The sequence below is a fragment of the Ruminococcus sp. AF37-20 genome (assembly GCF_003460465.1).
Classification (GTDB): domain Bacteria; phylum Bacillota; class Clostridia; order Oscillospirales; family Ruminococcaceae; genus Hominimerdicola; species Hominimerdicola aceti.
In genome coordinates this window covers 119,801-136,471 of record NZ_QTVE01000008.1, presented here as the reverse complement: position 1 = coordinate 136,471, position 16,671 = coordinate 119,801, and the positions used below count along the sequence as shown (strand labels likewise).

Annotated in this window: 9 protein-coding genes; 5 read left to right on the top strand and 4 right to left on the bottom strand. The window is 40.8% G+C overall.

All coding sequences use genetic code 11. The features are described 5' to 3' along the window. Positions 1-134 precede the first annotated feature (134 nt). The 5 genes from DW015_RS07240 (at position 135) to DW015_RS07220 (ending at position 4,132) form a co-directional block, all read left to right on the top strand. Positions 135-551, top strand: coding sequence for a hypothetical protein (locus tag DW015_RS07240; protein WP_117897562.1), 417 nt, complete (start codon positions 135-137; stop codon positions 549-551). A gap of 8 nt (positions 552-559) precedes the next feature. Further along, positions 560-1,531: an RluA family pseudouridine synthase gene (locus DW015_RS07235; RefSeq protein ID WP_117905158.1), complete on the top strand. Its 972-nt coding sequence runs from the start codon at positions 560-562 to the stop codon at positions 1,529-1,531. A 206-nt stretch (positions 1,532-1,737) separates the two neighbouring features. After that, a complete protein-coding gene (locus DW015_RS07230; RefSeq protein WP_117905157.1) occupies positions 1,738-2,610 on the top strand; it encodes a PHP domain-containing protein in 873 nt (290 codons plus the stop codon). Positions 2,611-2,701: 91 nt separating this feature from the next. Continuing rightward, a complete protein-coding gene (locus DW015_RS07225) occupies positions 2,702-3,874 on the top strand; it encodes a malic enzyme-like NAD(P)-binding protein (protein ID WP_117905156.1) in 1,173 nt (390 codons plus the stop codon). A 12-nt stretch (positions 3,875-3,886) separates the two neighbouring features. Further along, the gene (locus tag DW015_RS07220) at positions 3,887-4,132 is read left to right on the top strand and encodes a TIGR03905 family TSCPD domain-containing protein (protein WP_022286682.1); all 246 of its coding nucleotides are present in this window, start codon (positions 3,887-3,889) and stop codon (positions 4,130-4,132) included. Between the two features lie 107 nt (positions 4,133-4,239). Here DW015_RS07220 and DW015_RS07215 read toward each other — a convergent pair whose 3' ends face one another. The 4 genes from DW015_RS07215 to DW015_RS07200 are packed head-to-tail and all read right to left on the bottom strand — an operon-like array spanning position 4,240 to position 16,671. Then, entirely contained in the window at positions 4,240-5,217 is a 978-nt protein-coding gene (locus tag DW015_RS07215) for a hypothetical protein (protein ID WP_117905155.1), read from the bottom strand. Between the two features lie 32 nt (positions 5,218-5,249). Further along, positions 5,250-5,948 carry a hypothetical protein gene (locus DW015_RS07210; RefSeq protein ID WP_117905154.1) on the bottom strand — a complete coding sequence of 233 codons (699 nt, stop codon included), beginning with the start codon at positions 5,946-5,948 and terminating at the stop codon, positions 5,250-5,252. A gap of 26 nt (positions 5,949-5,974) precedes the next feature. Then, complete coding sequence (locus DW015_RS07205; RefSeq protein WP_117905153.1) at positions 5,975-15,685, bottom strand: hypothetical protein; 9,711 nt, start codon at positions 15,683-15,685, stop codon at positions 5,975-5,977. A gap of 35 nt (positions 15,686-15,720) precedes the next feature. Beyond that, entirely contained in the window at positions 15,721-16,671 is a 951-nt protein-coding gene (locus tag DW015_RS07200; protein ID WP_117905152.1) for a hypothetical protein, read from the bottom strand.

Below are 16,671 nucleotides of genomic sequence, written 5' to 3'. Positions count from 1 at the left end.
GGCACAACTTTGGTCAGCTTTGCTCATTCCTCACTCCTCACTCCTCACTCCTCACTTAATACCGCTCCCCCCTTGCATTCTCCCACACTTTAGGTTATAATATCACTATAGTAATAATTTCAGGAGGACGTAACATGAATAGATCATATGACGAATACAACTACACCCTCTCAAAGCGTGAACTGGAAGAGCTTAAATTCTTATTCATCTCTGATGATGTGGACTACAACGACACTGACAGCAACGGGCTTACTTTCCTGCTCACTGCGATCGAAAGTGCAGACCTCGTGGAGCAGGATGGCGTTCTCAAGCCTGACAAGCGAAGTGTTGATTTCATCAAATGGCTCATCGCTCAAGGCTCAGATGTAAACTTCCCTGCTGACAAAAAGCCTTTACAATATGCTATCAAATGTGAAGAGGAGATATCCCGCCGTAAAGGCAAGGCCTGCGATATGTCAGAAATTCTTCTGCTTCTCCGTGAAAGCGGTGCTGACAGCACGGGTCTTGACGAGCTTATTGACGGGGGATTCTCCGCTCGTGTGAAGCTCTGAGGTATAACATGAGAGAATTTACCATAAATCAGAATGATGCAGGTCAGCGTGTTGACAAGTTTCTCACAAAGGCTGTGCCGAAGCTGCCTAAAAATCTGCTGTACAAATATCTGCGCCTAAAGCGTATCAAGGTCAACGGCAAACGCTGTGAGATATCCACACGGCTTGCTTGCGGTGACGTTATGCAGCTTTACATCAATGACGAATTTTTCGAGGGCGAAGTTGCTGACAGACCTGCTTTTCTCAGTGCGCCAACGTCTTTGAATATTATTTACGAGGACGAGAATATTATCCTTTGCGACAAAAAGTGCGGACTTGTGGTACATGAGGACGAAAGCGGCTCGGCGGACACGCTTATAAACAGGATACAGCACTATCTTTATGAAAAGGGTGAATATCGTCCTGAGGAGGAGCTGTCTTTTGCTCCTGCCCTTTGCAACAGGATCGACCGCAACACAGGGGGCATCGTAATATGTGCGAAAAATGCTGAAAGTTTGCGTGTGCTTAATCAAAAGGTAAAAGACAGAGAGCTTGAAAAGCTTTATCTTTGCGTGACCGTTGGCATACCAAAGGAAAAGTCCGCTCGGCTCACGGCTTATCATCAGAAAGATGAAACCACAAAAACTGTCAGGGTATCTGACAAAAAGTTTCAGGGCAGCCGCACTATGATAACATCGTATCGTGTGCTTGCGGAAAACAAGACTGACGACCTTGCTCTTCTCGAAGTTGACCTCATCACAGGCAGAACGCATCAGATAAGGGCGCACCTTGCTCACATTGGCTATCCACTTCTCGGTGACGGCAAATACGGAATAAATAAAGTCAACCGTGCATACAATGTGAAAACGCAGGCACTTTATTCGTACAAGCTCACCTTTAAATTCACCACTGACGCAGGTATACTTGAATATCTGAACGGCAGGAGTTTTCAGGTAAAAGACGTATGGTTTTGCGAAAAATTCTTCGGATATAAGCTCTGATATTTCGTTAAATCGCACTATTTCGACACTGTAGATTTGTCATATACGACAAAATAATATAATTTTCGTGCAAATTTTGTGTAAATTGTTCAAAAGCGCTTGCAAATGTATATAAAATATGTTATAATTATTTAGTCAAATTTAACGGCTGTACTATATATACAGAAAATGACAGATATATTTTATAGATTTGGAGGAACAAAGGTATGACAGGAGATCTGCATTGTCACACAACGCTGTCTGACGGCTCGCTTGGTATAGAAGAGGTCATTGTTCAGGCAAAAAGAATGGGACTTGACTTTCTTGCGATAACAGACCATGACACTCTTTCATCATCAAGCAGAGCGCAAATACTTGGTGAACGTTATGGGGTCAAGGTCATTCCTGCTGTAGAGCTTTCAGCATGGGACAAGAAGCGCAATTCAAAAGTACACATTCTGTGCTATGCACCGCAAAAGCCGGACAGGCTCGAGGGTCTTTGCCTGAAGTCATGCCAGATAAGAAAAGACTGCGCAAAGGAAATGATAGAAAAGGTGACGGCGAGGTATCCTATCCCTGCCGACGCCGTACTGCGCTACACAAAAAGCTCTAAAAGCATTTTCAAACAGCATATCATGAGGGCATTGGTAAATTACGGCTATGCCACTGAGCTTTACGGCTCTGTGAACGACAAGCTTTTTGCATATCCAAACGGTGAATGTCTTGTGACCCGTGAATATCCTGACGTAAACTTTGTGCTTGACCTTATACATTCCGCAAAGGGCATAGCTGTTATGGCACACCCTGTTATGTTCAACAACACCGAACTGCTTCTTGAACTTATCGAGGCAGGCAAGCTTGACGGAATTGAAGCATATCATCACTCTGCTACTCCAACTCAACAGCAGAAGCTTGCAGACATCGCAAAGGAGCATGACCTGATAGTAACAGGCGGCTCTGACTTCCACGGTCTGTACAATGAAACTATGACGCATATCGGAAGCATGACCACAGACAAGGAAAATCTTGATAAGCTGTTAAGGCTCATTCATATAAATTCACAAAAAGCTAACAAAGCGGCTGTGAAAACAGAGAAATAATATGGTATAATAAAGGGACATTATCATGCGGTAATGTTCCTTTAATGCGTAACAAAGCCTAGTTTGGCTGTAATAGAGAGGACTGTATAAAATGAACGTAATGGAAGAATCCCTACAGAAACACAGAGAATGGAAAGGCAAGATAGAGGTCTGCTCGAGAGCAAAGGTAAACAATGCCAAAGACCTTACTCTCGCATATACTCCGGGCGTTGCTCAGCCTTGCCTTGAGATACAGAAAGATCCCGACCTTTCATATGAGCTTACAAGACGTGCAAATCTTGTGGCTGTTATAACAGACGGCTCTGCTGTGCTTGGTCTTGGCAATATTGGCGGTCTGGCAGGTATGCCTGTTATGGAGGGAAAATGCGCACTTTTCAAGGAGTTCGCAGACGTTGACGCTTTTCCACTTTGCATAAAGTCCAATGACGTTGACGAAATAGTAAACACTATCGCTATGATATCAGACAGCTTCGGCGGAATAAATCTTGAAGATATCGCCGCTCCAAGGTGCTTTGAGATAGAAGCAAAGCTTAAAGAGAAAGTTGATATCCCCGTTTTCCATGACGATCAGCACGGAACTGCTATCGTTGTCGGTGCGGCACTTATGAACGCCTGCAAGGTAGCAAACAAGAAGATAGAGGATATCACGCTTGTTATAAACGGCGCAGGTGCGGCTGGCTGTGCTATAGGAAAGCTTTTGCTTTCTCTTGGTATCGGCAACCTTATCATGGTAGACCGTGAGGGCATAATCTGCGAGGGCGACAATTATCTTAACGAGGCTCATGCTGAAATGGCTAAGGTCACAAACAAGAACAAGCTTCACGGCTCTCTTGCTGACGCACTCAAAGGTGCAGACGCTTTCGTAGGCGTTTCCAAGCCAAAGCTTGTGACCGCTGAAATGGTCAGATCCATGAATGATAAGCCTATACTTTTCGCAATGGCTAACCCGACTCCTGAGATAATGCCTGACGAAGCAAAGGCGGCAGGTGCGTTTATCGTTGGCACAGGACGTTCAGACTTCCCTAACCAAATAAACAACGTTATCGCTTTCCCAGGAATTTTCAAGGGTGCGCTTGCAGTAAGGGCTTCTGACATCAACGAGGAAATGAAAATGGCTGCGGCAAAGGCTATCGCAGGCTGTGTGCCTGAGGACAAGCTCAATGCGGAATTTATTCTGCCGAACTCTTTTGACAGGTCAGTACCGGTCGCCGTGGCTGAGGCTGTGGCAAAGGCTGCAAGAGAAACAGGCGTAGCAAGAATTTAGGAGGTTTTTCAAATGGCAACGATCAGCTACACTCCAAAGGGAGTATGTTCAAGAAAAATAGATATCGAGGTCGAGGACGGTATCGTAAAGAAAGTGCATTTCACAGGTGGCTGTAACGGCAACACACAGGGTGTATCAAAGCTTGTTGAGGGCATGAAGGTTCAAGACGTTATCGACAGACTTGAGGGTATCGACTGCAACGGACGCGGCACATCATGTCCTGCTCAGCTTGCTGAGGCTTTGAAGTCTGCACTCTAAGCTTTCGTACTGAACATTACACGGATATAATAACGGGCGAACACTGTTCGCCCCTACAAAAGAAAACGGACTGCATTTTGCTTGCAGTCCGTTTTTTTGTACATATTCTAATTTTCTTTCGCTGTGCTTTGAGTGAAACTCATTGAAACAAATCCCGTACCATTCACCGTAATATCGGTATGATTACCGTCAGACCACTGCTCCGCACCGTTTATGCCGTTCGTTCGATAGAACTGAATGTCATATTGATTTTTCTCGGCAGAATTCACTTTCAAAGTTGCTGTGGCAATTTTTGTATTTACATCTGTGGAAACATTCAGGCTGTAAGTGTTTTTAAACCATGTGCTGATATCAACATATTTTGTGTTCCATGTCAGGGTGACAGTACCCTCGCCACTGCCTGACAGGCGGTAGTTGAAGCCGTCAAGATCTTTAGGCGAGGTAGCATTGTCAATGAATGTGCCTGTCCATGTTGCCGATGTGTTATCATTTATATAGATAACGCCAAGCTTTGCGGAGAGCGTTTTCAACTCTGCCTGATCTGTAGGTGCGGCTGTCACTTTCATGTATATATCAGACTTTGTGAGCTGTGACTTATCAAAGTTCAGCACAAATTCATGCTTGTTGAAATCATCTGATTTAAGCACAAGTGAAGAAAATACAATTTTTGAATTATTTTCAAAAGTCTTATTTTCACCGCCATATTCAACCGAGTATTTAGCAGCTTCTTCTCCGGTAACAGCATTTCCGCTGCTGTCCACAAGCTCAACTGTAATGGTGTATGTGATATCCTTATCATTGTGCTTTATCATTGTTTGCGGATAGTTGCACACATTGACTGTCACACAAGGCGAGTTTTCCATACTGCTAAAAGTTATCGTCCTTGGAAGATCATTTTCATCTGTTGTAAGATAATTAGATGAAAACAGCATGCCTGCTCCCTTTTGCGTGGATACAACTCGCTTTACACTTGAAACGCTGGTATAAGCCGCCAAAACGCCAACAGTGCTGAGTGCGGCTGCCGCAAAAGCTATCCATATTGCTAGCCACGATCTTTTAAGCTTTTTTATAAATTGGTCTTTCATAGCAGCCGCCCTCCTTTCTGTCTGGTGATATATTACTTTCTTTGAACTGTAAGGTAGACCATATCAGTTTCTTTATTGTTTTGGACATTTTCATTCCATTTTACTCTGATTATAAAATAATCGCAAAACGGGTCTTTGTTGTCAGTTACTGCAAGTGCGTCCGACTGCCAATAAAGCGCTTCGGCATTTTTCTGAACATTGCCGTAGCTGTCATAAGACTTTTCATGAAGCGTGCTGTCAGCAAGTATCTCCGAGCCTTGCTGATTGAGATAATGTCCCGAGATCTTATTGCCGTCTATATTGTAATAAAACGTTTTATTCTCTTCATCAGATACATAAACTACAGTATCATTATTTTTATCAGCTTCCGGCACGTCTTTTGCACGGTATATCTCATACTCAAAAGGGATATTCGTTGTATGTGCAAGCTGTATTTGATATTGTTGCACGTCTGCCCCGCCTATGCCGAAAACAAAGTCTTTATAATTGCCGTCCTCAACGTCTATATCTGCCATTTCAAGATTTGCCACAGATTCTTTGTTTCCTGCGGTGATATAAAGCTGAGTAGGGGCATTTATTTTTGTTGTAAGAGCAATAGAACGTTTGTGAGTAAACCACGCATAAACAGGCAGTGCCACAAGCAGTACCACCGAGAGAGATACTGCTATGACTAGCTGGAGCTTCTTCTTTTTTTCTAATTTTCTGAATTTTCCAAAAATGCTTTTTGTCATAATTTTCTCCTGAAAATGCCTGCTTATTATGAATTTATAAAGCCTGTTTCTATTTTTGCGTTTGTGTAAACAACATAGTCGCTTGCGGTAGTTCCATTTACTTTCTCGTTCTTTTCATCAAGCAGCACCGCTGTAAGCTCGACCCTGTAGTTTGCATAGGTAAGTCCCTGCTCCTCAAAAGCCTTGCCTGTTTTTACTGTAAATTTCGTAACGGCTGTGTTTTGTTCTTCGCCATTATAATCAGTGGTAAAAACGCACTCCTTGCCATTCAGACCGCTGCTTGATGTGGCGTTTTCCAAAGTAAAGCTACTGAGATATTTGCTAATATCGTTTGTCTGCTTATAATCGCCGCTATTGTCCTTAACATAAAGCTTCAAGGTATACTGTATTTTTTTGCCGCTGTCCTTTGTTGACCGACTCAAAGCAGACAGATCATAGATAGCATTTGCTGTTATTGCCATTTCTTCTGTAGTCATATCTTTGGCATTGATACCAAGCTGTGAAAATGGTGAATCCTTCGACTCAAGAACCGTTGACTCTGCAACGTTATAGTTTAGCTGTGCCACCGTCATTGCCTTTCTATAGTAGTGTCTGGCAGGCATATCTCCACTTTTAGAGATAGAGCTGTTCTCAATATTGTTCTGGCTATATGCAACATAAGACGCCGCATTTACTCCTATACCGGTTTTTGTATCCCCGTCCTTACGCTCAGGGAACTGATCTATGATCCCCGCAGTACCGTAAGTTAAGCTGATATCAGCCTTGACAGTTATAGAGCCATTTGTGTCACTATTGATATAATCGTAGACCGAATCGGGATACATCAGCATATAGCTGTCTTTAGCTTCTGAAAGCGTTTCCGTCTTGCTTATTTTTGCGTTTGATAACTCTGTGTCTGAACTGTCTAAAATGCTGTAATCAACATTCACCGAAGTTCCTGCAATGATCCTTGCATTAGCTGCCGCGTCTTTTTCATCAAAGTTCTTCATAGAGAATTTAAACGCCTGATACATATTGAAATCGTCACTCTTATAGCCATTAAATGTATCTCTAAGGCTCTGATCGATGCTTATCTTTGAAGTCATTGTGGCATGGATAAAGTTATTTGACGCTGTTATCTCCTCCGGATCATGAGCATCAACGCTTACTTCCTGCTTAAAGAAATTTGCAATAACATATGTACCGGTATTGCTGTCAACAAGATGTGTAGGCAGATTGCCATTGAGCTTTCTTGACGTATTACCACTATAGTAATTCACAAAGTTCTTGATGACCTTTTTTGAGCTTCCCGTTTCCGGAATGGTGATAGTGAGATAATAGCTTTCACTTATTATCATTTCGTCATTATCATTTTTCGGTGTATCACTGTTCGCTGAAACAATTATCTTATAAGTGCCTGTTTCAGCCTCCCCAGCAGGTCTATAATACTTGCCGTCGCTTGTTTTTACAGTAGCTGTAGCTTCATCCGCTTCAACAAGTGTTCCGTCAGATGATTCTTTAGCTGTTACCGACGCATATCTTAACAGTACATCATTCATTGTAACCGGTTTAAAGCCACTTATATTTATCAAGTCAAGCTCACCGGTTGTTTTATTAAACTTAGCATCACTTGCGGCAGAATGATAAGTCTTGTCATTGTTATTTGCATCAACAAGAGTTAGCTTTGTATCATCGGTAAGCACACCACTGTCAGCGGCATTATCACCAATAAGATAAAGCTTTTTATCAAAGCTCCAAAGCAGACTATCACCGTTATTGAGCATTTTTTCCCATTCGTTAGCGGATTTGTAATAGGAATACTTAAAATAAGTAGTAACAGGTGCGTCAAAGCTCTCAAAAGCAAGCTTTGTTTTATCCGTATAGTGAGAATGGTTATAGTCTGTGCCTGAGATAACATAAGATTGGAAGCTGAAATCAAGCACCTTTCTTACAAAAACAGGAATATGAAGTCTAAGAGCAGTTTTGCCGCTTCCCGTTGGGTCGGTATAATCGAGAGTAATGACAGTAAATCTGTTTGTGCCGTCATTGTCATACTGACCGTCTGTGACCTTGAAATAACCTGTCTTGCTGTTAAATGTAAGAGTGCTTTTGTCTGATTTTTTTAAACTGCCGTTATCATACACATAAGTCGCTGTGCTGACATTCATAAGGTCTGTTGTTTTCAGCTTATTTGAACTGCTGTCTAAAACATCATAATTTGTCAGAACTGAGATATACTTTGCGAGCATTTGTGTGATATTTAACGATGAGTTATCATCAATAAGCAGAACAGGAAGATCATTCAGCTCCTGAACATCAAGCTCAGAGGCCTGACGAAATGATGTAAGCTTTGATTTATCCAAATTCTCTGCATATGTCTTTATGGTACTGTTTATGCCATAGGATTTTGTCTTTGTGCCATTCGTATAAGAAGCAGCGTCACTGATGATAGTCTGCATATTTCCGCCAACAAGATCGCCTGTGAAAATTTTATCACCAACGGTTTTGCTTGGGTTTATATTGACATAAGGTGAATTGATAGCAACGTGCGTGCCGCTTCCATCACCGATATTTTGAGTATTATCCTGAGTACCGTTGTAGTCGGAGTGAACAGCGGTGAAGCCGGCAGGTATCTGTGAATCACCATACTGTATATCAGGTAAACAATCCGTGTTATTTACCGATACTCCAATAAATTTAGACGATAGATTTTTATCCATGTTCCAACCTATCAAGTTAGAAACAGACACATTTTCATTGGCTTTGTTATAACTTAATTTATTTATGAGAATATCATAAGCATAAGTGCTGCCGCCGTCATTATGACCGATCACACCGCCTGCACCTGCACCATTGGACTTATCTTCTGCTGACAGCGTAACATTATTGACTTCACAATCAGTTATCTTCAGATCACCATTAGCTTTTATGCCGACATAACCTCCGATACCTGCATCACCATTTTTAGCAGTTGGTATACCTATCGCTGCATTTTTTACAGCAGACTTTGATATGGTCACAGCCGCATTCTGTTTGCCGACCATTCCGCCTGAACTTGCATAACCATAGACGCCGCAGGCTGATTTGTCAGACGTTCCGCCATAATAACAGTTCTCATTGACAGACAACTGTTTTTTGTTTATTCCAACGAATCCGCCGGCATTACTTCCATAAACATCGACGCTGACGCTTGTGTTTTCTATTGTGCATACTTCGTTAGACAATCCTATAAGACCGCCCTCGTTCATTGTCAGAGTAGCAAGGGGTTTATTGTCTTTTTTTGAGCCGATAAAGCTGTCTGTATTATAAGGTGTAAGCTGAACATTGCTTATTGTCGTTTTGATATTTGCAGAGCCTACGATTCCACCTACGCCAAACCAAGTACCTGTGCCTTTATCAAGATTAGCAAATTCAACTTTATTAATAGTCATCTTGGAATCCTTAACATTAAATTCGCTGCCCTTCTGAGAATTTCCCACAAGACCGCCTGTTTCAAATCCGCCATAAACATAAATGCCGCTGTTTTCAGACTTAACGCCACTTATATTGATATTATTTGTTGACTTTCCTATAAGTCCTCCCACAGTATATGCACCGTAAATTTCAAGATCGGTCAAGGTTATTCCGCTAAACTTGCATTGACCCTGTACTCCGCCAACAATACCACCTGTAGAAAGGTCTTCATTAACATACGATTTTCCGTCATTGTTATATGTCTTAACGCTGATCTTGCCGGAAAGCTTAAGACTATCTACAGTCAGAGCATACGTTGAACAGTTTATCAGCCCAACTCCTTTTACGGAGGCAAATGCGGTGCGATATTTATAGTTATCCACATTTTCAAACTCAATAGTGTTACCGCTCTTGTTATCCGTTATTTTCACAGCATAGGCTTTTATATCTGTATCGAGCTTTATAGTCTTATCATTTCCCTGGATAGCTGTCAAAGATAAAGTATAATCACATTTAATGTCGCCAAGGTTACTATCCTTTGCATCAAACAACTGATTTATACCACGAAAACCGGTGTCGGTGAGGTCATAGGTTCCATTTCCTGTGAGTTTAACAGTAAAGTTCTTATTTAATTCGTGTACCCACTTTGCTTCATAAAGACCTTTTTCACTTGGCTTTGTATATTTTTTTAGCATTACAGAATTTTTCTTTTCATATTCCTTGCTTGTAGCCTTTTCAAGTCTTTGATAATCTGAGATCGCAGTTTTGTAATCTCTATCATCAGAAGTCAATGCAGCTGAGCCAACTTTTGAATAGTCTGCATTTCGAGTAAAAGTATAATGACCATAGCCGCAAGTATTGTTTTTACGGTCTGTATATCCCATACCGGACTGTGATATGATAGACAGCATAAACAACGCTTGTGCATTAGGCACTTCAATGGTATTTGTCGTGCCGGCAATAACATTTAATTTCTCATCATCACTTAGCTCACTCTTAAACTGTGTGATGAGATAATTTTTCCTGCCATTGTCAAGGTTAGTTGACTTACCGAACTTTGTTCCCTCTTCGATAGCAAAGCCGTTTACAACTCTGCCTATATATGGATTGATAAAGAGGTTGGTATCTGCGTTTTCGTCCACTGCCTCAGTATTGCTGACCGTAAGCGCACTGTCTTTGGCAACGTTGCCCATATTTCTGAAAATAACGCCGCCGTAAACTATGGCACCAACATATCCGCCTGCAGTAATGAGATGTTTTTGGTTGTTATCGTTATTTGCAAATGTTATATTAGGATTTGTTACCTTGACATTATCAATGATATTATCTCCACCGAACACAACGCCCATAACACCGCCGTAATACTCCGTCTTTCCGGTACTGTAATTTAATTTATTTTTATTGTTTTTTGAAAGCGTTACTTCTTTGGTATATTTTATATTGATATCTTTTACAACACTTCCGCTGCTGAACCTAATGAGCGGGCTTGCAGAGTTATTGGTTATAGTTGGATATGTTCCGTCAGATTTCTTCTGTCCAACGATAACGCCCCTGAAAACGTAACTGTTTGATGTTCCGCCAAGACCTGCAAAAGAACTGCCAAGAACTATATCATCATCTATCTTGTAATAAGCCTCGCAAAGATATTTGATAAGGTTATCTTTTGAAACTTTTTTCGTTCCGCTTACAAAATTGCCTGCACCATCATAAGTATAGGTTTCATGCTTGGTGCCTTTGCAAAAAGCACTACCAGCATCAACAGTCGATCTATCGGCAGAAGCGTTTGCATTATAGTTTACTTCCCAGCCATTTGTAGGTGCGGCTGTACTGATAACTCGTGCGACCTCGGCAAGAGTAGAAGCGTCAAGTATATACGGGTCAGAGTATGTTCCGCAGCCCTCTATAAGATATGGTCGCTCAAGGTTTACGTCTATCTCATCATAAGTTTTGTCGGTCTGACCTGTAACAGCAGTTTTAGCAACATATGGCTTGTAATTAGCAAAGCTATATTCCTCTGTTGCGTTATTTTTATCAGGGGAAGTATACCTGTCATCTCTACTCCAATCGCCATGATATTTATTCTGCCTGCTCACATCATCTACACGATTCTTTATGGTGTCAGACACTTCTTTTCCGTAGGTTACATTATGCTTTTCTTCTGTACCCCAATCGTCGTCCCATTTATAGTTGTATATTGCAGAAGAGCCTGCGCCGTCAGAGTGCTGAAAGCTTTCAAGCAAAGTAGCATTTTTGAAAATTGAATTTTTATTACTTGCGTCAAGCTTGATATTTGAGAAAGTCAGAGATATATTTTGACCCTTTTCGCTTCCTACATTGCCTATAAGGCTTGTTGCAGCATAATTCTGTCCGCCTTTGTAATATTGTTCAGCGGTCGTACTGTGTTTTTTCTGTGACACATTTTGTATAGTGATCTCTGTCATGTTGCCTATCTTATTTATAAGCAAAGGGGCATAGTCGCTTATTGTTTCACCGTCATTCACATACAGATCATCAAGAACGATACTGCCGGTAATTTTGACAGATTTTTTTGAAGTATTGGTGTCGTCAGCAACCGAGCCGCAAACCAATGCACCTGAATCACCATTCACCTTACCGATATTTCCCTTAAAGGTCAGTTTGCCGCTTATGGTAACAGCTCCATTTTCATTCCTGAAAAGTCCGCACTGCATCATGTAATGTTGATTATGTACATTATTTAAGCTTGTTCCATCCATGCCGTCAGTTGTGCGGGCATAATTGTCACTATTACCGCTTGATACACTTTCAGACTGATTAAAGCCATTATTTTCAAAAGTAATAGTTGAATTTGATTTTATATTACAACCATTTGTATCAACTGGATAAAATGAATATCCTGTCAAATCTATTTCTGCATCTGTTGGAAAATCTATATTTTTGCTATTAATATATGCTTTTATATTATTTGCAGCAAAAAGCTTTGCGCTCCACTCAACAGCCTTAGCTCCGCCTGTGGTGGCTTTACCGTTTTTATATACATCAAGGTTATAATAATATCTTGCCCAAGAATTATTTTTCCACACAGCACCATTATTTGTTGTTTGATTTTGATAGGTATTGCAGTTCTTTCCGTCCATATACAGCAAACGCTCTCCGTCCGCTGTAACAGCAGGAATTGAAATTATGGCTTGACGATTAGATATAAAACTAGCTGAAGAAGAATAATAAATACTACAACGAGCTATCTCATCAAAATACGAATAGCTTGGGCTTATATTTATCTTAGTATCTTGTGAGATCTTATATCCATTAGGTTTAGTAAGTTCAAAATAAGTTGCATCTCGTGAGCTTCTGTAATTATTGACATTTTCACCTTTAAAATAGTCAAAGCCATAAGAGTCATAATCTCTACCAAAAAGAGTTGAGGCAAGCATACCGAAATTTTTACAGTTTTTTGCTTTCACTTTCACACCGTCAAAGCTAACCTCTTTTATGCTCCAATAACCTGTTGTGGAAAGTACAAGACCGCCCAGTTCTGTGCCATTGTTCACTGTTAAGCTTGAATTGTTTACATTCAAACTATTCAGATCAATTTCTACTCTATACCAGTTATGCCCTAAAAATCCACCGCTATTTGATTTACCACTAGAATTTATTGTTAAAGCATTAATATTAACATTGGTGATAGATATCTTATTAGGTACAACAGAAGCTGAATTATCCTTAGCACCGACCTCTGCAATAAGTCCGCCAACTCTAGAGTTACTTCCTGTGTGATTGTCAGTTATACTTCCGCCAACAGTAACATTATCAAATTTAATACCGGTTGTAGGCTTTGATGTAACAGCACCTACCATTCCGATAACTCCGCCAAGACAAGTGCAGTCTTTCGTTGTTGTGCTATTATCGTATGTAAGATTTGCTGTTACAGCAGAATTAGTGAATGAAACTTCACTTGTGGCTTCAGCAACATATCCAACCAGACCTCCGACAAAATTCGTATACGCTCCACTTGGGGCTGCGGTCACATCAGCGGTAACATTGGAGATAGTCAAAGCTCCGCTGTTGTATGCAGATACAGAACCAATATAACAAGCATCACCGCCAGAAGCATTGTCACCGACAATATTTAAGTTTGAAACAAGCTTTAAATTGCTTATTTTTGCACCGCTTGTCTTCGCAAAAAGTCCGTTGTGAGTATGGAAAACTATCTTATCATTTTCTATTCCCACGGTCATGGTAAGTTTATGACTATTGCCATTCAGAGTGCCTGTGAAAGTATCCTCACCATTATCACGCATAAAGCCGGTTAGACCTGTGCCGCTTATATCAACATCTGCATTAAGGCTGATATTTGCCGCAGACATTGTTGTTTTACCTACAGAATTTTCGCTGTACTTAACAAAATCATTGCTATCATGCTGCATTATCAAAGCCGCACGGGCAAAATCTGCCCTATTGCTTATGGTTATATTGTTATTAGGAAATCCATTTATTGTAACAGTATGCCCTGATCCATCAAAAGACAGAACACCGTCAGCACTCTCAAGCAGATCGGAATCGTTAAGTCGAAGCACTCCGCCCCAATCCATATCGTCTATGACTTTTGAAGTTGTCCTTGTAAATGACCAGCCGCTTAAGCTATAGATCAAAGCATTGCCTCTATTTCCTACTATCTGACATCTGTTTTTGCTAGCGTCCTTAGGATAAAAGCCTGAAAGGTTTGTTTCACCGCCAAGCCTTACAACGCCATTTTTATTAAATTTACCAACAATACCGCCGACGCTCTGGCTTGCAGAAACATCATTTGCAGTAACTGTGACTTTACCGCCAACATCAATAAAGGCCTGATCTGCATAGCCCACAAGACCGCCATAATTATTTTGTGATGATGTGGGATTCTTAATACTTACAGTGGCATTCTTGACGCTTACATAAGCCCTGCTGTTATCACCTATCTTACCAATAAGCCCACCAAAATCAGTAGAATTGCATGAACCGGTCACATTTACAGTAACTTCGCTGAGTGCAAGTTCAGATTTAAGAGAATTGGCAGAATATCTTCCGACAATACCGCCATAAAAGCCTGCCCTGACAGTGCCATTGAAGTTTGAAGTAATAGTATCATTAGCGGTGCCTGTGATACTAATTTTTGCACTCTCCGTCCCATTTGTAAGCAGTCCAAAAACAGAACCAACAGCCGCACTGTCAGCGGTATCTCCTGATGAACAAGCAAGGGTCATTTTCATGCCACTGAATTTTGAAATATCAAATATCTTTTCGTTGGCTTTACTATATGTATAAGAGCCGAAAAGACCGCCCACAGTTACAGAGCCTGTAACGCTTCCGGTCATGGTAAGGGTGACACCTTCGCCGACATTTATTTCTGCATTCTCTGCACTTCCCACAAGTCCGCCTGCGTTGTTTGCGGATATATTTATATTTGTCAAGCTGTTGCACTTGTCAATGTTCAGTGCTGCACCAGCACTCATTTTTCCAACAAATGCACCTGCGTTCGACTTGCCTGAAACGTCAAGCAAACCGCTTGACAGGCTTACAGCAAGACTTGCATTCTCGTCCATAGTGCCGCAGGCAAGACCGGCATTATCACCGTCTGATACTTCCGCCTTGACATTATTACTTAGAGTGATATCAAGATCGACCTTTGCTCCATTTTTCATATTGCCTATAACAGACGTGAAGGATTTATAAATTGTAGCACCTGAATCATCTACAGGATCAGCTTTTATTTTCCACTTATTAGCTGAAGCCACATCACCGTGTATAACATTCTCAGCAAGCAAAGCTGAATTTTTATCTTCGGGTCTAGCAAAAATAATAGTATCTAAATTTGCACTGTCACTAAGATATTCAAACAGAGCAAAATTAATAGGAAGATTAATAGCTGAACCCTCATTTGCTTTGACTGTTCCCATGAAAGGATAATTTTCATTGCCAAGTCCTTTTTCTATTCCTGTAAAATCAGAAGCCTTAAACTGAGATTGGTTGTTTGAAAACAATACAGTGATATTCTGATAAACAGAAGGGTCTGCATTAAGAAGCTTTTTAAAATCGTCTGCATTCTGTATGGTATAAACGCCACTTTTAATATCATTAGAAATGTCAGTATATGTTTCTGCCGCCATAGCTGAGATCGCATTGGTGACAGTTGATACCATTTTAGACACAACACCTGAAATGTCTGCAAGAGGCATACTCGTGACAAGCAATACGGCAGCGGTAACTAAAGAAATAACATTCTTGCGATACTTGCTGTAAAGCTTGTGGCATATTCTATTAATTTTCTGATTTCTATTAGCTTTCACTTTCAACTGCCTCCGGGCAAAGTTAATATTCTTATTTATACGTTTAGTTCAACAAGGATATATTGCACCTTTGTACCTATCTTTTCGTCAGCGTCATTATACATGGAGCTTAGTGATGATAACTGTGCTGTGCTGTATTTATCACCATTAAGTATTTTCTCAATAACCTTTTTATTTTGTTCTTTATCTGCATCACCTGACAAGAACAAGCTTAAATTACCCTTTATATATTCCGCAAAATCCAAACGTTCTTTACTGTCATCATCAAACAGCACGTTTTTCTCTGTCAGATTTTCATCTGTGCTTTTCATCAGTATCTGACCAAGAGTGTTCGGCCACACCCAATATACGTTCACTTCCTGCGGAACGTCTACTTTACAATCTTTAAACGTCCTTGTGAATGTTTCATCACTAAGAAAATCGGAATATGTGTGAGTGCTTTCATCATATTTCTCAAAAAACATGATGTGTCCATTCAAAAAGTTTGTAACATTTTCATCAATTACCTTTTCGTATGAAACGCTGTCGCCGTTTTTATTCTCTGCATACCCCGTGATACTCAACTTGAACTGTATCTCCATTTCCCCCGACTGGTTCGGGACAACGTAAAAAGTAAGCTTTCCATGACTACCAGGATTAATACCATTCGTCATACCGCTTTCTTCATCAAGAAGCCAGTAGATCTTGTTGTTTTCTTCAGAAGTGATATTGCTGTCATCAGACACCTTAGAGTAATCATTGCTGTCAAGTATCTCAGCTTTAAGCACATTGGCACTTCCTACTGTTTTCAGTTCAAATGGCGAATCAACACTTTTCATGCCGAAAGAGTCAAGGTCAAGTGCTTTGTCAAGGGTAAACCAAGCCAAGCTGACCGCAATAAGTATAAATGCCAGCACTGCAACCGGTATTATTTTTATAATAAGCAGTTTGCGTTTCTTCTTTTCTTCCTCGCTGTCTGCTTTCTCTATCACTTTATGCTCAGCCAC